Genomic DNA, 16,954 nt, shown 5'->3' with positions numbered 1-16,954 from the left:
AGCGTGGACCGGCTGATCGAGACGGTGTGGGCCGGCTCCGCGCCGCGGAGCGCCTGGAGGCAGATCGCCAGGCAGCACGGTGCACGGCGCCCCGCTGGGCACCCCCGGCCCGACCCCGGATGTCGAAGGGGCCAAGGCGGTGGAGCGCGCGGAGAGCTACGACGGCAAGACCGTCGCCGAGTCGCGCGCCGAGCTGACCGAGTGGATCGACGACAAGACCGAGGAGAAGGTCGAGGAGAAGGGCGCCGAGGACGCGGCACCGGCCCCGAAGCCCTCCCGTCGGCCGAAGTCCGATGCCTGAGCAGGTGCCGGTCCGCAGCGTCCGCACCGGCGGGATCGACCACCTGGAGGAGGCGACCCCGCAGGAGGCGTACGTGGCGGCCCTGCGTCGCGAGCGGGAGGGCTATGTCCGGTACGGCAAGACCGACCGGGCCGCCGCGGTGACGGCGGAGCTTCGCCGGTTCGGCGCCGAAACGGCGGCCGTCTCCCAGTGCCCCGAACAGCCTCGCCCGCCGACGCTGGAGAACACCGCCGATTCGACGCCGCGGCAGCGCACGGCGACCCGCGGCCGGCCGAGGAATAACCCGTAACCCGAAGGGGGTCACTCGCACTGCGCGGTGACCCTCTTCGCCGTCCACTACCATCACCAGGATCTGGAGCAGCGATGACTGTCCGACCGGAAACCAGCGAGGCGGGCCTGTCCGGGATCGTCACGTTGTCCCTGTACGACCGCGACGGCGAACTCATCGACGAGCGCGTCGCCAAGAACCTGATCACCGACGCGGGCGACCTGTACTACGCGACCCGCGCCATCTCGGCTGTGTCGCCGGCGGCGCCGTCGGACGCGACCAAGGTGACCGGTATGAAGCTGGGCACGGGCACCACTGCGGCGTCCAAGGCGAGCACGGGTGCGGCGCTGGTCACCTACAAGACCGGCAGCAATCTGGCGTTCGACGCGTCGTACCCGCAGATTTCGAACCTCGGGTCCGGGCTCGGTGTGAACGCCGTCTACCGGTGCACGTGGAGCGCAGGTGTGGCTACCGACACCGCGCTGACCGAGCTGGTCATCGTCAACGACTCGTCCACCAACGCCACGAGCACTGCGGCGAACAGCATCTCCCGGGTCGTGTTCTCCGCGATCAACAAGGGCGCGTCCGACATCCTCGTCGCCACCTGGAACCATAAGTTCCTCGGCGCCTGATCCCAAGGGGCCGGACATGAGCTATCTCACGCAGGCGGCGCTCGCCTCGAACGCCGACTTCCAGCTCAAGGTGAAGGTGGCGATCGCCACGGCTGCCATCGACGTGGGCGGGGAGGCGCAGGGCCAGATGTCCGCCGCGGTGTACGGCAAACGTCAGGCACTCGCCGCGGACGTGCTACGCGAGTCAGCGAAGTGGGTTGAGCGGTTCGCGTGGGCAATCACGTCCAACGTCGCGATCAGCGAGGCGTCAAGCGACAGCGACCTGCAGTTCACCGTCAACTCGATGTGGAACGACCTCGCTGGTGTAACCGGGCTGGACTGACCCTGTGGCCGCCCCGTCGTTCAGCACCTCGGTCGCGGTCACCTCCTGGGACACGGCCAAGAACTCCGAGACCTCCAGCTCGGTCACCGTCACCGCGGGCGACGTCCTGGTCATCCTGGCCGGCACGGAGGACGCCAACACCACCCTCACCGGGGTCTCAGGCGGTTCGCTGACCTGGACGTTGCAGCAGTCGGTGACGGTCGCCTCCAACGCCACCGCGTACGTATGGACGGCCGTGGCCACCACCAGCACGTCCATAACGGTCACGGTCACCGCATCCAACATGACCGGCCGGTGGGGGTACTCGCTACTGAGGTTCACCGCCTCGGGCGGCGTGGGTGCGTCGGCCAAGACCAACACGACGGGCGCCCCGTCCCTGGGGCTGACCACCACGGGCGCCAACAGCGCGATCGTGGCGTTCGTCGGCGACTGGAACGCCGCGGATGGCACCAGCCGCACCTGGCGCACGGTCAACACGGTGACGCCGACGCTGGCCAACGGCATGGAGCGGGTGTACTTCCGCAACGCCGCGGCGTACACCACCTACGCCGCGTACTGGTCGGACGCCGGATCCGCCGGCGCCAAGACGCTCGGGTTGAGCGCGCCGTCCGGGCAGAAGTACGCGATCGTCGCCGTCGAGGTCCTCGGCACCTCGGGGACGGCGTTCCCCCAGACCAGCACTGACGACGCGGGGCTGACCGACAGTCTGGCGTTCAGCCGCACCAGCGTCCTGTCCGACTCCGCGGGCCTGGCCGACGCTGCGACCCTCGCGGTCACACGGCCGGTCCAGTTCGACGACGACGCCGGGCTCACCGACGCGGTCACCCTGGGCAAGCAGACCCCGGCCGCGTTGGACGATGACGCCGGGCTGTCGGATGCGCTGGTAACCCAGCTCACCCGTGTTCTCCAGGTCAACGACACCACGGGCCTGGCCGACGCGGCCACGCTGCAACTCACCCGTGCGCTCCAGGTCGACGACAACGCGGGGATCACCGACACCCTCACCGCGCCGCTGACCATCACCCGGACCATCGACGACAACGCCGGGCTCGCCGACACCCTGTCGACCTCCGGCACGCCGACCGTCAACCTTGACGACCCGGCAGGCCTGACCGACTCGCTCACCCTGTCCCGGCAGATCAGCCTCACGGTCACCGACACGGCCGGGCTGACGGACACGGTCACGGTCGGCGCGGTGTTCGCGATCAACCTGACCGACCCCGCCGGGCTGGCCGACATCATGTCGACGGCGCGGTTCCTCGGCGCGCAGGTGGACGACTCCGCTGGCCTGGCGGACACGGTCACCATCGCGGTCACCCGGGCGCTCCAGGTCGACGACTCGGCAGGCCTGGCGGACGCCGTCACGGCTGCCGCCACGTTCAACCGGACCATCACCGACGCCACCGGCGTCACCGACCAGTTGCTCACGGCCGGATCGCTGACGCCGCAGATCGACGACCCGGTTGGGCTGTCGGACTCGCTGACGTTCACTGTGACGCGTTCGCTCACACTCGACGACAGCGCCGGGCTCACAGACGGCCTTTCCACGTCACGGGTCGTCAGCCAGACGGTGAGCGACCTCGCGGGACTGGCCGACACCCTGACCTTGGCTGTCACTAGGTCGCTCACCTTCGACGACACCGCGGGTCTGACCGACGCGGCGACCATGGCCAGCGCCACGCCGGCGCAGACCTTCACCGACACCGCAGGGCTGTCCGACGAGCTGGTCCTCCAGGTCACCATCGCGCTCACCCTGACGGACCAGGGCGGGCTCGCCGACCAGGTGTCGGCACTCATCCAGGGCCAGGCCCCGAACTCGGCCCGGCTGGCCGGCTCCGACCGGGCCGGTGTCCGCGTCGCCTCCACCGCTACGGCGGCGGCCCGACTTCGAGGAGGCGACCAGTGAGCACACATGGCATCGGCGCGGTTGTGACGCTCACCACCGAGGTCCGCAACTCGGCCGATGTCTTGGTCGACCCGGCGGCCGTCAGTTTGACGATCCTGCTGCCGGACGGCACGACCGTGGGCCCGTTCATCTCGCCCGCAGTGGTGCGTGACAGCGTCGGGGCGTACTACTACGACTTCGCGACCACGGCGGCGGGCAGGCACATCGCCCGGTGGGTGAGCACCACGCCGACCGGGGTGGACGAGGAGTCGTTCGATGTCGCCGCGATGTGGTCCGAGGCCGGGGTCATCTCGCTGTCGGGGGCCAAGAAGCAGCTCAACATCGACGCCGACGACCACGACGCCGACGAGGAAATCTCCGGATTCGCCCGCTCGGTGACCGAGGTGTGCGAGCGGCATGTGGGCGCGCTCGGCCGCAGGTCGTACACCGAGAAGCACTCGGGCGGGTACCAGATCGCGCTCAACCACACCCCCGTCCTGTTGCTCACCTCGGCTGTTGCCGTGCGTACTGGTGGCCTGGGCCTGGACGTGGCAGACCTGGACGTGGACGGGCCGACGGGCATCGTGGAGCGCCTGGACGCCTGTTACATGGCCGGGCCGATCCGCTTCACCTACGTGGCCGGTAGGACGGACATCCCGCCTCACGTCGACCTGGCGGCGAAGATCCTGCTGCAACATCTGTGGGACACCCAGCGCGGCCAGTCCGGTGGGGTGCGTGTGGGCGGGTCGGATGAGGTGTACGACCCGCGGTTCGGGTTCGCCATCCCCCGCCGGGTGCTGGAACTCCTCGGCGACCAGGTCTCGGGGATCGCATGAGTGGGACGTCCAGGGTGCCTGCGGCGATCGACGCGCTGGTGGCCCTCTTCCAGGCAACCCCCGGCCTCGGCGTGGCCGGCGTGGCCGTGGTGGACGGGCCGATCATCACCGGCGACCCCCTGCATGAGGCGGTGTTCGTCGGCTACGACGGCGACCCCGACGGCGACGGCGAGGCGGTCACGTTCGACCAGGAGTGGGCGGGGCTCGGCGCGCGAGCGAAGAACGAGTCATTCGTGGTGATGTGCGCGGTGTCGGTGTGGTCCGGCAGCACGAAGGTCGTCCCGGTGCGGACCCGCGCGTTCGAGATGCTCGGCGAGGTGGAGACCGCGCTTCGTACGGACCCGTCGCTGGGCCTGCCGCCGCCCACCGTGGTGGCCATGGCCTCCGGTTCGCTGGTGCAGTCGCAGCGCGGGTCCGGCCTGGAGTGCCGCATCCCGTTTCAAATCGCAGTTCAGACCCGCATCTAGGAGAGCAGCGTGGCGAGGTTCAAGAACAAGTCCGGCGATGAGCTGCATATCGGCCGTGCGGACGGTCGCCGCGTTGACGCCGGCGAGGTCATCGAGGTCGACGGCGAGCTCACCGAAGAGATCGACGACGCCTACATCGTCGGCAAGGGCGACGACGAGCGGGCGTGGCCGAAGGAGACGTGGGAGCTCGTCAAGGAGGCCGGCAAGGCCGACAAGACCGGTAAGGAGAACGACTGATGCCCACAGGTACGGGGCTAGACAGCCAGCTCGGTTTCGCCGCGGAGAGCACCGTGGGCACCGCTGTCACGCCGACGAAGTTCGTGGAGTTCGACAAGGAGGGCCTGCAGTTCGACCCGGCCTTCCTGGAGCCGGCAGGGCTGCGGGTGGGCCGCAAGTTCAAGCGGGCGTCCAGGGTCGTGCAGTCCCGCAAGTCGGTATCGGGTGATATCGAGCTGGCGGTCGCGACGCGTGGCATGGGGTTGCTGTGGAAGCACGCTCTTGGCAGCACGGCGACGGCAACGGTGATCACCAGCCCGGCGTACCGGCAGATCCACACCCCGGTCGGCATGCAGGGCCTGGGCCTGACCATCCAGGTCGGCCGCCCTGAGCCGGCGTCGGGCACGGTGCGGCCGTTCACGTTCCGCGGCTGCAAGGTGAGCGACTGGGAGTTCTCCCTGTCGGACGGCGAGGTGGCCAAGCTCAAGCTCAGCGTGGACGGCTGGGACGAGTCGCTGATCACCGCCCTGGCCACGCCCTCCTACACCAGCGCGAACCTGTTCAACTTCTCGCAGGCCACCCTCAAGCTGGGCGGTACCGCCGCCACGTCCACCGGTCTGATGAGCGTGACGGGCGGCACCCAGGTCGCCACCGTCGTCAAGGACTTCTCGGTGAAGATGAGCTCGCCGCTGGCCACCGAAAGGTTCGGCATCGGCAACGCCGGGGTGAAGTCGGAACAGCTGGAGAACGACATCCCGACGATCACCGGGAAGTTCGGCGCCGAATTCTCCAAGGCGGAGCTGTATGACCCGTTCAAGGCGAGCACCACGATGGCGATGGAGTTCGTGATGACCGGCGCTGCGATCGGGGCGTCGGGGTCGAACGACACGCTCAGCATCATCTGCCCGGCCATCAAGATCAAGTCGGCTACCCCGACGGTCGACGGCCCGGACATCGTGGCCATGGACGTGGAGTGGGAAGCCTACGACGACGAGACCAACGCCCCGATCCAGGTCATGACCATCAGCGCGGATTCGACCCTCTAGGCGTGGTCGATGTCCGCATCGCCGGGGCCGACCAGCTGTACGAGCTGAACAAGCGGCTCAAGGGCGCTGACCGGAAGCTCACGAGCAAGCTGCGTAAGGCCGTCAGGGACGGAGCCAAGCCCGCCGTGGTGGCCACGAAGGCGGCAGTGAAGGCCATCCCGGTGACGGGGTCACGCGGCGGCGGCGGCAGCGCCCGTCAGTTCCACCACTTCGAGCGGTCGAAGGCCAAGGACGAAAACAAGCGCCGGGCCAAGGCCAGGCGCCAGTCCGGTCTGCGTACCACGATCGCCGCCGCGATCAAGCTGGACATCAAGACCGGCAGCAAGACCGCCGCGGTGCGGATCGTGGTGGACGAGTCCAAGCTCCCGCCCGACCAGCGCACGCTGCCCCGTCACCTGGACGACCCGAAGGGGTGGCGGCACCCGACGTTCGGCCGCGATCCGTGGGTGGCGCAGAAGGGCCGCCCCTGGTTCGAGACGACGATCCGCAAGCACCTCGGCACCGTTCGAACATCCATCCTCAGGGCCATGGACGAGCTGGCCAAAGAGATCGAGAAATGAGGACCACGTGGCGAAGATCACTGTTGCCGGTGAGAGTGTCGACCTGGAGCTCGGCAGCCTGCCCCTGCACGAGGCGCTCGCGCTGCAGAAGGCCACCGGGATGCGCCCCCCGCAGCTCGGCGAGGCGCTCGCCCAGCAGGACATGCTGGCCATCGCCGCCCTGTGCTGGCTGATCCTGAAATACCGCATGGGCAAAGACGTCACCTTCGACGACATCTGCGACGGCACCTACCCGGTCGACCTCGGAAGCTTCTCCGTCGAAGAGGACGAGCCGGAGCCGGTGGGCCCTACCGGCGGCGAGGCGGCGACGACCTCACCGCCAAACGCCTGAGGTACCTGCCGCTGCTCGCGCACTTCTGTCACCTGACCCCGCGCGATGTCGACCAGCTCACCTACGTGGAGTTCGAGCTGATGTGCGCGTTCGTTGACGGCCAGACGAAACCACCTGCCTGACCTGCTGATCCCCGAGGGAGGTCCGGCTGTGGCTTCCCGCATGGGTTTCGACATTTTCGCCCGCGACGTCGGCGCGAAGCGCACGTTCGACAGCGTCGGTGACTCCGCCGAGCGTCTCGGCCGGCGCACCGACCGGGTCGGGTCCAGCACCTCCGAGCTCGGCGGCCACTTCAGCAAGCTCGGCGGCCAGGCGTCGGTGCTCGGCTCCGGGCTGGGCATGCTCGGCTCGCACCTGGGCAACGTCGGCTCGACGGCGGCTTCCCTGGGCGTGACCGTGGTGGCCTCGGCCGCCAAGCTGGCCACCTTCGCCGCAGCGGGGGCGTCGGCGGCGTCCAGCGCGGGGGGCCTGGTCGCGGCCCTTGCCCCGGCTGGGGGGATCGTCGCCGCCCTGCCGGGGGCACTCGCCCTGGGCGCCGGCGCGCTGGTCACCTTCAAGGTCGCGTTGATCGGCGTCGGCGACGCATTCTCGGCCGCCTTGGGTGATGACCCGAAGAAGTTCGAGGAGTCCCTGCAGGGGCTCGCCCCGGCCGCGCAGGGCGTGGCCCGCGAGCTCGCCGGGCTCAAGGGGCGGCTCACCGACCTCAAGAACTCGGTCCAAGACGCCCTGTTCGCTCCGCTACAGGGCCAGCTGACGGCGCTGGTGGACACCCTCGGCGGGCCGTTACGCGACGGCATGTCCCTGCTCGCCGGCCAGTTCGGCGACGCGGGCAGGCTGGTCGCCGAGTTCGCCCGGTCCGCCGACAGCGTCCGCTTCGTCGAGCAGGTGTTCGCCAACCTGTCCGGGTCGGTCGCGTCGCTGACGCCGTCGCTGGCACCGCTTCTGGCTGGGTTCCGCGATGTCGCGGCGGTCGGCGCCGGGTTCGTCTCCCGCCTGTCTCCCGGGCTGGCGGACCTGATCACCCGGTTCGGCGAGTTCCTGTCCCGGGCGGCGGCCTCCGGCCAGGCGCTTCAGTGGATGGAGAACGCGCTGCTGGTGTTCCGCCAGCTCGGCGGCATCGCCAAGGACGTCGGCGCCATCCTCAAGGCCGTTTTCGGCGCCATGCGGGAAAGCGGCTCCGACGCCCTGGGCGTCATCGGCAGGCTGGTCGACGGCATGGCCAAGTGGGCCAACTCGGCCAAGGGCCAGGAGGTGCTGGTCCGCGTCTTCAGCGCCCTGAACCAGATCGGCGACTCCCTGATCCCGGTCGTCCAGGCCCTGGCCAGCGGGATCGGCTCCCTGGCCCCGATCATCGGGCAACTGGCGTTGGCCGTCGGCCCGATCTTGACCAGCGCGATCGGCGCCCTCGCACCCGCCTTGGCCGCCCTCGGCCCCGGGCTGCTCACCGTCGCGTCCGCGCTGGGCGCCGCGTTCGCCAACCCGCAGGTCAACCAGGGGTTGCTCGCGCTCGGCACCGGTATCTCCAACCTGCTGATCGCCGTGTCACCACTGATCGCACCCCTGGTCGAGCTGGCCGCCATCCTGGTCGAGCGGTTCGGCAACAGCTTGACCATGATCGCGGCATTCCTGCAGCCGGTGACAACGGCCTTGGCCGGCATCCTGCTGCCGCTCCTGCCACAGCTCGCCCAGTTCTTCCGCGATGCCTCGGCCGCGCTGCTGCCCTTCGCCCAGCAGCTCGGCGACCAGCTGGCCGCCTCCCTGCGCGACACCTCGACCTTCCTGGCCCCGGTCACCGATGCGTTGCGCGAGGTCGGCTCGCAGGTGCTCCGCGAGCTGCTGGCGGTGCTTCCGCAGGTCACACCCCATTTCGGGGCGCTGGCCCGTGCTTTCGCCGCGCTGTTCGTGGAGGTCGTCAAGATCCTGCCGGATCTGATCCGGTTCGGCGGTGAAATCCTGGTCGCTCTGATCAAGCAGGTGCCTGTCCTGGCTCCCATGGTGGTCGACTTGGCCATGGCCTTCCTGGACGTGTTTCGCCAGGTCACACCCCTAGTGCCATCCCTGCTTCGGCTGCTCCTGGAGGTCGTCAAGCCACTGATCCCCGAGCTGCCCAAGCTCATACCCCCCTTCGTTGATCTTGTCCGGATTTTCGCCGATCTGATGCGCGAGGCCAGTCCGCTGATCAAGAAACTCCTGGAGTCGCCCGAGGCCTTCGCGGCCGTCAAGTTCCTGGCCGCCAACGGGGTGCTCGCCCTCAACACGCTGCGCGACGCCTTCAACTTGCTGCTCGGCGCCGCACAGCTCACCCTCGGCATCCTGTTTCACATGCCGGACCAGGTGAACGCCGGCCTCGGCCGGATGGGTGACGCGATCAAGTCGTGGATCAACGCCGTCATCGGCTGGTTCGAGTCGCTGATGAACTCCTTCGCCGGGATCGTCCCCGGGCTACCCCAGGTCCACCTGCCCCGCCTGGCCGACGGCGGGATCATCACCCGGCAGACCGTCGCCGTGGTGGGCGAGGACGGACCAGAGGTCGTCATCCCGCTCACCAGGCCGGCCAGAGCCATGCAGCTGGCCGGTCAGTCCGGGCTGCTGGACATGCTGTCCTCGGTCTCCGCGTCCAGCGGGGGGCTGGCGTCGATGCGCACTTCCATGGCGTCCGCCTTGGGCGCAGGCGGGCGTGCGGCTCCGGTGGTCGTACAGGGCGGCGACCTTCACCTGCACTTCGCGGGTTCGCCGCTCATCTCCAGGGACGAGATCGCCCGTGTGGTCATGCAGGCTCTGGCTGACGCACGGGCCCGCGGGTTCAACGTGCAGGGGGCGGTGGTGGGCGCGTGACGATGCCTCAGGTGTTCGTGGAGATCGCGTTCCGCGCGGACACCGGGAACGGGTCATGGCTGTGGCGGGACGTCAGCACCGACGTGGAGTGGTGGTCGGGGGTGACCATCGCCCGTCGCCGCTCCCACGAACTGGACGAGGTGCAGCCCGGCACGCTTGCCCTGACGTTGACGAACACTGACGGCCGGTACACCGCGGGGAATGCCCTGTCGATCCACTATCCGAACGTGCGAATCAACCGGCAGATCCGGGTGCGGGCCCGGTGGCCGGTGTCGCCGAACATGCTGCTGGAGAGGCAGGCCCAGGCGAGCGACGTCTCGCTGTTCGGCGCCGAGATCGGGACGATCGCAGCCGACGCCGTGATCGTCCCGCCGGGGCAGACGTCGTCGATCCGGTGGGACACCGGCGGGGCGGCGGCGGGGGTCCGGCTCCTGGTCGGACCGGCGGGGATCGCCACGGCGACCTCGTGGGGGATCCCTGTCGTCGAGGGCGCCGGCTACGCCCTGTCGTGCCAGGTCCGCAGTAGCGGCTCCGGGTCTGCGTCCGTCAACGTGCGGATCCGCTGGTACGACGGCACGGGTACGTTCCTGTCCGGTCCGGCTGGCACGGCGGTCGCGCTGTCGGGCACCTGGCAGCAGGCCACGGTGACCGGCACGGCCCCTGCGGGGGCGGTGTGGGCGCGTCTGATCCTGGTCCCGACGACCGTGGTCCCGGCCGGGCTGCTGATCCACAGCGGCGCGTGGCAGTTCGAGCAGGCCGTCTCGGCCACCGCCTGGGCGTCTCCTGGGGTCGAGTACATGCGCTACGTCGGGTACGTCGACCGGTGGCCGCATCAGTGGGCCAACGGAGTGCTGGGCCAGGTGGCGATCACGGCGACGGACCGGCAGAAGTTGTTCGGCCGCCAGATCCTGGGGTCTGCCGCGCTCACGCTGCCCGACAACCAGCCGTCGGGGGGGCGTGCGCAGACGCTGCTCACGCTGGCGGGGGTGACCAACTGGTCGCTGGATTCGGGGCTGTCGCGCCTGGGGTTGAGCGGCAACGAGGCGACGCAGAATGTGCAGCAGTTGCTGCGCTCGACCGCCGCGAGCGAGGCGGGCCTGTTCTTCATGGACAGGTCCGGGGTGCCGGTCTTCCAGGACCGGGGTAGGCGTCAGAGGCCCTCGGCCGCCGTACTCACGGTGACCGCTGACCAGGTCGGGCCGGACTTGTCGTTCGTGGTGGACGACGCGTTGTTGATCAACGACGCCACGGTGCTTCTGGACGACGGGACGGCGGGGACGCCGCAGACCAACCCGGCCAGCATCGGCGCGTACGGCACGTACAGCAAGCGCATGGACACCCTGCTGCAGACCACGGCCGAGGCCGACGACAGGGCGCGGTACCTGCTGGGCAAGTACGCCGAACCGCAGCCTCGCGCCTCCCAGATCAGCATCGAGGCGCATTCGCAGCCGGATCTGTTCGACGAGCTGCTGGCCAGCGAGATCGGGCAGCGCATCCAGGTCACATCGCTGCCGTCGAACGCTCCGACGGGGACGCTCGACCTGTGGGTGGAGGGCGTGCAGGACACGATCACCGACCAGTCGTGGACGTTCACCTTGGACCCGTCCCCGGCTGCGGTGACCATTTCATTCATTCTCGACGACTCGACGTACGGGGCACTCGACAGCAACCGATTGGGATGGTGAGAGGTGCCGTTCAAGTCCTGGACGGTCGGGGAGATCTTGACGGCCGCCGACCTCAACAGCTACCTGATGTCGCAGGTCATCATCCGGTGCACGTCGGGCACCCGCCCGGCGTCCCCGGCGCAAGGCTGGCACATCTACGAGACCGACACCAGCAAGTTCCTCGTCTACACCGGATCCGCATGGGTGCCTGAAGGCTCGCAGAGGCGGCAGAAGACCAAGAGCGCCGACGAGACGGTGAACAACAGCACCGCTGTCCAGGACGACGACCACCTGTTCCTGTCGGTCGACGCGAACACCAACTACCTGGTGGAAGCTCTGATCGTCTACAACTCGAACAGCACGGCGGACTTCCAGATGGGTTGGTCCGGCCCTTCGGGTGCGACGTTCACCTGGGCGTCGGGGGGAATGGACACAACGGTCTCAGGTTCGCTCGGCAGTATCGACCTCAAATCCAGGGACATCGCCACCACTGCCGACTCGGGTGGGTGGAACTTCAGCGACCTGATAGTGCGCCCCGCCGGACGGCTGGCGGTTGGCGCGACAGCGGGCACGTTCCGGTTCCGCTGGGCCCAGAACACGGCCAACGCGAGCAACACCATCGTGCGGTCCGGGTCCGTGCTGATGCTCACCACGCTGGTCTGATCCCGCCGTAGCTCACCACCTGACCCCCGCCGCCCGTACACCTCCGGCGGGCGGGAGCTACTGGGCGTCCGCAGTGACCGTGCACACCCCGTACGGGCCCGAACTCGCCGCCTTCAAACGGAGGCACCCCAACACTGACCGACCCACCTCTTGAAACGGAGCGTCCATGACGCAGCTCGACCAACTCGGCCCCGTCAGCATCGGGGCGCGCGAGATTTACGACGAGCTGAAAACGGTCGGCGTGAAGGTCGATCACGTCAGCTCCCAGCTTGACGGCGTCGTCGCCGACGTTGCCGACCACGAGACGCGGCTACGCGCCATCGAGAGAAACCGGTGGCCGCTGCCCGCGCTGGCGGCGTTGGTCGCCGTCGCGTCCCTGGTCCTCACCCTCATCACCTTCATCAAGGGAGGCGGTGCGTGAAGACCGTCCAGGCCAGGCACTACCACCGGGGGCGTCTCCGCCCGGTCCGGCTCGTCATTGTCCACGATATGGAGTGGGCGGAGACGCCGACCACGGCCGAGGACTGCGCCCGCATGTTCGCCACCATGGACCGGGAAGCGTCCGCCCATGTGTGCGTCGACAACAACTCGGCGGTGCGGTGCGTCGCCGACGCAGACACCGCGTGGGCCGCCCCTGGGGCCAACGCCGACGGGTTGCAGCTGGAGATGGCGGGGTTCGCCCGCCAGTCCCGCGCCGAGTGGCTCGACGACTACTCCACGGCCATGCTCGGGCAGGCCGCGCAGGTGGTCGCCGCGTGGTGCGTCAAGTACGGCATCCCGGTGAAGCGCCTGTCGTTGGCCGAGGTGAAGGCCGGCAAGCGCGGCATCATCGGCCACGTCGACGCCACCCGGGCGTACGGCGGATCCCACACCGACCCGGGGTCGGGCTTCCCGTGGGATGTGTTCCTGGACCTGGTCAAGCAGTGCATGAAGGGTGACACCCCCTCAAAGGAGCCCTCAAAGTCCTGGACGGAGAACGTCGTGAACGACCTGCCCACCCTGCGCCCCGGCGATGAGAACTGGGACGTGAAGACCCTGCGGTGGCTGCTGGGTGCCCGCGGGTACCCGCCCAAGGACCTGCTGTCGAAGAAGTACGACGACGAGCTGAAGGCCGACGTCGTGACCTTCCAGGCCGGGGAGAAGCTCGACCCTGACTCGATCGTGGGCGAGAAGACCTGGGGCAAGCTGCTGCGTCGCTGATGGACTTCCCGACCGCTTGGAAGATCGCCCAAGCTACCCCCGTAGCAGAGCATGACCCTCGCTGCTCCTACGCGCTCCACGACGGCGGGTTCCTCTGCGACTGCCACGTCCTGACCCGGCATCCGCAGTACATCGCCGACTACGGCAAGGGGACCTGACGAGGTTCGACGCACTGATCTTGGTGTTAAGAAACGCGGTGATATTATCACCGGATTTTTCAGACCCCTCCTGACCTGCGGCGTCGTCGCAGGTCTTCCCCTTTCCGCCCCCAGATGAGGAGAGCCATGTCTCAGCCCACCGTCGGCCGCATCGTCCACTACACGCTCAACGAGGGCGACGTCTCGCTCATCAACTCCCGGACTCCGCAGTCGTACGAGGGGCCGACCGTCCGCAACCACGTGCAGGCGGGCGACACCTATCCGGCGATCGTCGTCCGGGTCTTCGACCCCTCAACGACCACCGCGAACCTTCAGGTGCTCCTCGACGGCAACTGCACGTACTGGGCCACCTCGCGCACCGAGGGCGACGGCGCCGGTCACTGGGCTTGGCCGCCCCGCGTGTAGTGGATCCGCTCATCTCCGGCGCCCAGCTCCCCGCTCTGCGCCGCCAGCTCCGCGCCCTCAAGGGCGCAGAGCACCCCCCCGAACCCCCGCGCGACGGGGGCGTCATGCAACGGAGGTTGCCCGTGAAGATCTTCGGAAGAGAACCGGCGGTGTGGCTGCACGCCATTCAAGCCGTGCTCGCCTTCTTCATCACCATCCCCGCCGTTCAGGCGTGGGGTCTGAACCAGGTCACCGCCGACGCGACCGTGACCATCCTGGCCGGCATCGTGGCCGTCTGGGTCGCCGTCGCTACCCGCCCGTTCGTCCCGTCGATCCTGATCGGTGCTGTCCAGGCGATCCTGACCGGCATCGTCGCCTTCGGGTTCGACATCCCCAGCGTCACCCAGGGCGCTCTCCTGGTCGCGTTGAACGGCGCTCTCATGGTGCTGATGCCACTCGGCCTCACCCCTGCGGTGGACCCGGCCCCCGGGTTCCTTCGTGCACAGCGCGACGTGTCGGGCACCTTCTCCGTCCCCCCACGCCGCGTGTAGCCCTCTGGGTCACCTGCGGTGGTGAACGGCCCCACCCTCCCGAAGGAGGGTGGGGCCGTTTCGTTATGCCGACCCTCTTCGTGCCGTGCAAGCGTGGCGCTGGAGGCCAATAAGCTCGTACACCGTGGGCTTTATTGAAGACGTCGGACTGACCCGACGTGAAGACGAGCTGGTCGTGCACATGGTGTTCAGCCTGCTCATTCGCTACACGGAGTCCAATCCGGGTGCGCCATCGCTCCCGGAATTGCTCCAGCAAGCCAGCCGCCTGGACGACCTCCCCTTGGTCGAAAGGCACGCCGGCACAATCTTCAGTTCCCTTGTCAAGCACAGGCTCATCACCAGCGAAGGACGTTCACTCGCCGGCGGACTTAGCAACAACCTCGCGTTGACCGCCGCAGGGCGCACAGAGGGGGCGCGGATCCGTCAGCTTCAACAGGATGTAGCCGCCCGGAGAAGGGCGTGCCGGATCGCCCTTCTGCTATGGCTCTATGACGACGACAGCACGCGCGACGATCCCGCGATGGCCACCATCGCGGCCTTCTTTGGCAGCCACCTCTCGTTCTTCTGGGGGGAGCAGTTCACCATCAAGGACGTCGCCGCGGCGGGGCGATGGCTTCGCGAGCACGGGTTCGTTAAGGGCATCGAATTCTGGGGTGGCGAAATAGCCCGCGCGCAGATCACCACAAAGGGCGTCGACTGCGTCGAGCGCGACGAGGGCAACATCACGGCGTACATCGAGAGGGCAACCATGAGCGGCGGCCAGACCATCAACGTGCACGGCCCCAACAGCGGGCAGATCGGCATGGCCCGGGATGGGAACGTCTCGCAGACTCAGCAGCAGGGCGTCGACATCGAGAAGCTCGTCGAGGCTCTCAACGGCGTGCGGGAGGCCCTCCCCGTCCTCAAGCTTGAAAAAGAGGATGAGTCCGCTCTGACCGAGGCCATGGATGAGGTTGAGGCCAAAGGGCGGTCGGGGGCGCTAACCGGGGAGGAAAAGAAGTCCATGCTCAAGCGCATTGGTGCGCTCATCGCCAAGTCGGCGTCGAGCATGGCGCCCCTCGTGCAGGGCGGGCTGGAGCAACTGATCAGTTAGGTCGGGGCGTGCAGTCTTGCCCAACCGATGCGGACCCCGCTCATCCTTTCCGGAGGATGGGCGGGGCTTTTTCGACCTCTGGCGGTTCCGCCCGGTCCAGCCATCCCGCGCGCACCGTCATCAGGCCGTACGGCAGGCGCACCACGTCGCGCTCAAGGTCGATGTCACGCATGCCGCTCATCGTCGTGCCCGGCGGGGAGCGCGTTGCGCGCACGGTCGGCTGGCACCCCAGGAACGCGAACGCCCCGCCCTGGAGAGGACGGGGCGAGTTGCCCATCAGATGGCGAGGTCGCTACGGGCCCCCTGCCCAGGACGTGACCAGCTCATCACCTCGGCAGGATCCCAGACCGGCGTGGCTCCCACGCGGCGAATCGGCTGCGGGGCCTGCCCCCGGGACACGTAGGAGCGCCACGTCGCAGGCTTGATACCCCACGCCTCCGCACGGGGCGCGGGGGAGCGCCTACGAAGGGCCGCTACGCCGGGCATCGAAGGCTCGTCCCTGTTCTACGGCGGCCCGAGCCTTCGCATAGACCAGCCGCGCAGCGTGGGAGAGATGGGGGCCAGACGCGCTTGGGGTCTTCCACGAGCGCGACGAGTTCGGTCGGCGTGAGCATCTCGGTGGGCAGCCCGCCGAGCAGCCCCATTAGGCCGTCGGCGGCGAACGTCGGATTCCACTGATCGAAGGGCATTCGGTCCTTCATCTCGTGGCAGTTCATGCACGCCGGCACGGTCTCCGTCCCGCCGGCTGCCTTCGGGATTGGGAAATGGTCGTGCTCGTGGCGGCGCACCAAGGGGGCGTCGCAGTAGTGACAGAACTCGCAGCATGGTAAGCGAGCCTCGTGCTTGTCCAGGTCCATACGGTCTCCCCGGATCACTGGTCGGTGGTCAGCTTCTCGATCGCGGCGCGCCGCTCGTCCTCGGTGGGCAGCGCGTACCGTCGGGCGACTTCGACGCTGTGACCAAGCAGCTCGGCGATGATGACTATGTCCACGCCCTCCTGTCGCATCTTCGTCCCCAGGGTGTGCCGTAGGACGTGCGGCGTGAAGTCCTCGATCCCGGCGGTGTCGGCCAGGCCGACCAGGACGTCGTAGTGGCCGCGCGTCGAGAGGCGCTGGCCGCGTTGGTTGGGGAACAGGGCCTCGATGTCGGAGTCGGGGCGCTCCTGGAGCCACTCCTCCAGCACACCGCGCAGTTGGGAGTGGATCGGCATCTCCCGGTACTTGGCGTTCTTGCCGTACCGGATGATGAGCGTTCCCTTGCGGGCACTGAGGTGAAGGTCCTCCAGGTCGAACGCCGCGAGCTCGAAGATGCGCGGGCCGGCGTAGAACCCGGTGTAGGCGATCGCGCGATCCCTCGGCGATGCGCGCTCAGCCTCCCGGAGGAACCGGAGCTGCGCACGATGGTCGAGCGCGCGTGGGGCCAGATGCGGGGGTGGGGTGCGCTTGGCCGCGGCCGGCCCGAGCCCAAGTCGCCGGTGGCCTTGGGACGCCCGGTCGACCCCGACGTGTAGATCAGGTACGCCGGGTCGTCCGGCCCCGCGCT

The 16,954-nt window shown here is 68.6% G+C and carries 23 protein-coding genes; 20 read left to right on the top strand and 3 right to left on the bottom strand.

Annotated features, from left to right (window positions below):
* Positions 1-79: 79 nt before the first annotated feature.
* The 20 genes from AB0B89_RS27215 to AB0B89_RS27120 all read left to right on the top strand — a co-directional run bounded on the left by AB0B89_RS27215 (position 80) and on the right by AB0B89_RS27120 (position 15,412).
* Positions 80-301, top strand: a complete 222-nt coding sequence (locus AB0B89_RS27215; RefSeq protein WP_358558510.1) for a hypothetical protein — start codon at positions 80-82, stop codon at positions 299-301.
* A complete protein-coding gene (locus AB0B89_RS27210; RefSeq protein ID WP_358558508.1) occupies positions 294-590 on the top strand; it encodes a hypothetical protein in 297 nt (98 codons plus the stop codon). The genes AB0B89_RS27215 and AB0B89_RS27210 overlap by 8 nt, the downstream gene beginning before the upstream one ends.
* A 74-nt stretch (positions 591-664) precedes the next feature.
* The gene (locus AB0B89_RS27205; protein ID WP_358558506.1) at positions 665-1,201 is read left to right on the top strand and encodes a hypothetical protein; all 537 of its coding nucleotides are present in this window, start codon (positions 665-667) and stop codon (positions 1,199-1,201) included.
* A 16-nt stretch (positions 1,202-1,217) separates the two neighbouring features.
* A complete protein-coding gene (locus AB0B89_RS27200) occupies positions 1,218-1,523 on the top strand; it encodes a hypothetical protein (protein WP_358558504.1) in 306 nt (101 codons plus the stop codon).
* A 4-nt stretch (positions 1,524-1,527) separates the two neighbouring features.
* A complete protein-coding gene (locus AB0B89_RS27195; RefSeq protein WP_358558502.1) occupies positions 1,528-3,429 on the top strand; it encodes a hypothetical protein in 1,902 nt (633 codons plus the stop codon).
* Positions 3,426-4,244 (top strand): hypothetical protein, encoded by an 819-nt coding sequence (locus AB0B89_RS27190; RefSeq protein ID WP_358558500.1) that lies wholly within the window; start codon positions 3,426-3,428, stop codon positions 4,242-4,244. Before AB0B89_RS27195 ends, AB0B89_RS27190 begins: the two co-directional genes overlap by 4 nt.
* Complete coding sequence (locus AB0B89_RS27185; RefSeq protein WP_358558498.1) at positions 4,241-4,711, top strand: hypothetical protein; 471 nt, start codon at positions 4,241-4,243, stop codon at positions 4,709-4,711. The genes AB0B89_RS27190 and AB0B89_RS27185 overlap by 4 nt, the downstream gene beginning before the upstream one ends.
* Positions 4,712-4,720: 9 nt before the next feature.
* Complete coding sequence (locus AB0B89_RS27180; RefSeq protein WP_358558496.1) at positions 4,721-4,948, top strand: hypothetical protein; 228 nt, start codon at positions 4,721-4,723, stop codon at positions 4,946-4,948.
* Positions 4,948-5,973 (top strand): phage tail tube protein, encoded by a 1,026-nt coding sequence (locus tag AB0B89_RS27175; protein WP_358558495.1) that lies wholly within the window; start codon positions 4,948-4,950, stop codon positions 5,971-5,973. The genes AB0B89_RS27180 and AB0B89_RS27175 overlap by 1 nt, the downstream gene beginning before the upstream one ends.
* 2 nt (positions 5,974-5,975) lie before the next feature.
* A complete protein-coding gene (locus AB0B89_RS27170) occupies positions 5,976-6,533 on the top strand; it encodes a hypothetical protein (protein ID WP_358558493.1) in 558 nt (185 codons plus the stop codon).
* A 7-nt stretch (positions 6,534-6,540) separates the two neighbouring features.
* A complete protein-coding gene (locus tag AB0B89_RS27165; protein ID WP_358558491.1) occupies positions 6,541-6,864 on the top strand; it encodes a hypothetical protein in 324 nt (107 codons plus the stop codon).
* A gap of 162 nt (positions 6,865-7,026) precedes the next feature.
* Positions 7,027-9,699, top strand: a complete 2,673-nt coding sequence (locus AB0B89_RS27160; protein ID WP_358558489.1) for a hypothetical protein — start codon at positions 7,027-7,029, stop codon at positions 9,697-9,699.
* Positions 9,696-11,384 carry a hypothetical protein gene (locus AB0B89_RS27155; protein WP_358558488.1) on the top strand — a complete coding sequence of 563 codons (1,689 nt, stop codon included), beginning with the start codon at positions 9,696-9,698 and terminating at the stop codon, positions 11,382-11,384. The genes AB0B89_RS27160 and AB0B89_RS27155 overlap by 4 nt, the downstream gene beginning before the upstream one ends.
* A 3-nt stretch (positions 11,385-11,387) precedes the next feature.
* Positions 11,388-12,026 carry a hypothetical protein gene (locus AB0B89_RS27150; RefSeq protein WP_358558486.1) on the top strand — a complete coding sequence of 213 codons (639 nt, stop codon included), beginning with the start codon at positions 11,388-11,390 and terminating at the stop codon, positions 12,024-12,026.
* Between the two features lie 166 nt (positions 12,027-12,192).
* Positions 12,193-12,447 carry a hypothetical protein gene (locus AB0B89_RS27145; protein ID WP_358558484.1) on the top strand — a complete coding sequence of 85 codons (255 nt, stop codon included), beginning with the start codon at positions 12,193-12,195 and terminating at the stop codon, positions 12,445-12,447.
* Positions 12,444-13,226, top strand: a complete 783-nt coding sequence (locus tag AB0B89_RS27140) for an N-acetylmuramoyl-L-alanine amidase (RefSeq protein ID WP_358558482.1) — start codon at positions 12,444-12,446, stop codon at positions 13,224-13,226. The genes AB0B89_RS27145 and AB0B89_RS27140 overlap by 4 nt, the downstream gene beginning before the upstream one ends.
* On the top strand, positions 13,226-13,384 hold the full coding sequence (locus AB0B89_RS27135; RefSeq protein WP_358558480.1) for a hypothetical protein: 159 nt from the start codon (positions 13,226-13,228) through the stop codon (positions 13,382-13,384). Before AB0B89_RS27140 ends, AB0B89_RS27135 begins: the two co-directional genes overlap by 1 nt.
* Before the next feature lie 126 nt (positions 13,385-13,510).
* The gene (locus tag AB0B89_RS27130) at positions 13,511-13,789 is read left to right on the top strand and encodes a hypothetical protein (protein WP_358558478.1); all 279 of its coding nucleotides are present in this window, start codon (positions 13,511-13,513) and stop codon (positions 13,787-13,789) included.
* 122 nt (positions 13,790-13,911) lie between these two features.
* Positions 13,912-14,319 (top strand): hypothetical protein, encoded by a 408-nt coding sequence (locus tag AB0B89_RS27125; protein ID WP_358558476.1) that lies wholly within the window; start codon positions 13,912-13,914, stop codon positions 14,317-14,319.
* A 124-nt stretch (positions 14,320-14,443) separates the two neighbouring features.
* Positions 14,444-15,412: a hypothetical protein gene (locus AB0B89_RS27120; protein ID WP_358558474.1), complete on the top strand. Its 969-nt coding sequence runs from the start codon at positions 14,444-14,446 to the stop codon at positions 15,410-15,412.
* A gap of 40 nt (positions 15,413-15,452) precedes the next feature.
* Here the strand turns inward: AB0B89_RS27120 and AB0B89_RS27115 are convergent, their stop codons facing one another.
* From AB0B89_RS27115 to AB0B89_RS27105, 3 genes are all read right to left on the bottom strand, one after another.
* A complete protein-coding gene (locus AB0B89_RS27115) occupies positions 15,453-15,584 on the bottom strand; it encodes a hypothetical protein (protein ID WP_358558472.1) in 132 nt (43 codons plus the stop codon).
* Positions 15,585-15,885: 301 nt separating this feature from the next.
* Positions 15,886-16,269, bottom strand: coding sequence for a hypothetical protein (locus AB0B89_RS27110; RefSeq protein ID WP_358558470.1), 384 nt, complete (start codon positions 16,267-16,269; stop codon positions 15,886-15,888).
* A gap of 14 nt (positions 16,270-16,283) precedes the next feature.
* Positions 16,284-16,954, bottom strand: a 671-nt coding sequence (locus tag AB0B89_RS27105) for a tyrosine-type recombinase/integrase (RefSeq protein WP_358558468.1), incomplete at its 5' end; no start/stop codon positions are given.

Origin of the sequence: Sphaerisporangium sp. NPDC049002 (genome assembly GCF_040649355.1) — a bacterium.
Lineage (GTDB): Bacteria > Actinomycetota > Actinomycetes > Streptosporangiales > Streptosporangiaceae > Sphaerisporangium.
This window is presented reverse-complemented; position numbering and strand designations above follow the sequence as displayed.

Coding starts and splice junctions, on each gene's coding strand:
- AB0B89_RS27145 (WP_358558484.1), top strand. CDS start 12,193: ATGACGCAGCTCGACCAACTCGGCCCCGTCAGCATCGGGGCGCGCGAG.
- AB0B89_RS27185 (WP_358558498.1), top strand. CDS start 4,241: ATGAGTGGGACGTCCAGGGTGCCTGCGGCGATCGACGCGCTGGTGGCC.
- AB0B89_RS27205 (WP_358558506.1), top strand. CDS start 665: ATGACTGTCCGACCGGAAACCAGCGAGGCGGGCCTGTCCGGGATCGTC.
- AB0B89_RS27135 (WP_358558480.1), top strand. CDS start 13,226: ATGGACTTCCCGACCGCTTGGAAGATCGCCCAAGCTACCCCCGTAGCA.
- AB0B89_RS27110 (WP_358558470.1), bottom strand. CDS start 16,269: ATGGACCTGGACAAGCACGAGGCTCGCTTACCATGCTGCGAGTTCTGT.
- AB0B89_RS27115 (WP_358558472.1), bottom strand. CDS start 15,584: ATGCGTGACATCGACCTTGAGCGCGACGTGGTGCGCCTGCCGTACGGC.
- AB0B89_RS27210 (WP_358558508.1), top strand. CDS start 294: ATGCCTGAGCAGGTGCCGGTCCGCAGCGTCCGCACCGGCGGGATCGAC.
- AB0B89_RS27160 (WP_358558489.1), top strand. CDS start 7,027: ATGGGTTTCGACATTTTCGCCCGCGACGTCGGCGCGAAGCGCACGTTC.
- AB0B89_RS27175 (WP_358558495.1), top strand. CDS start 4,948: ATGCCCACAGGTACGGGGCTAGACAGCCAGCTCGGTTTCGCCGCGGAG.
- AB0B89_RS27130 (WP_358558478.1), top strand. CDS start 13,511: ATGTCTCAGCCCACCGTCGGCCGCATCGTCCACTACACGCTCAACGAG.
- AB0B89_RS27200 (WP_358558504.1), top strand. CDS start 1,218: ATGAGCTATCTCACGCAGGCGGCGCTCGCCTCGAACGCCGACTTCCAG.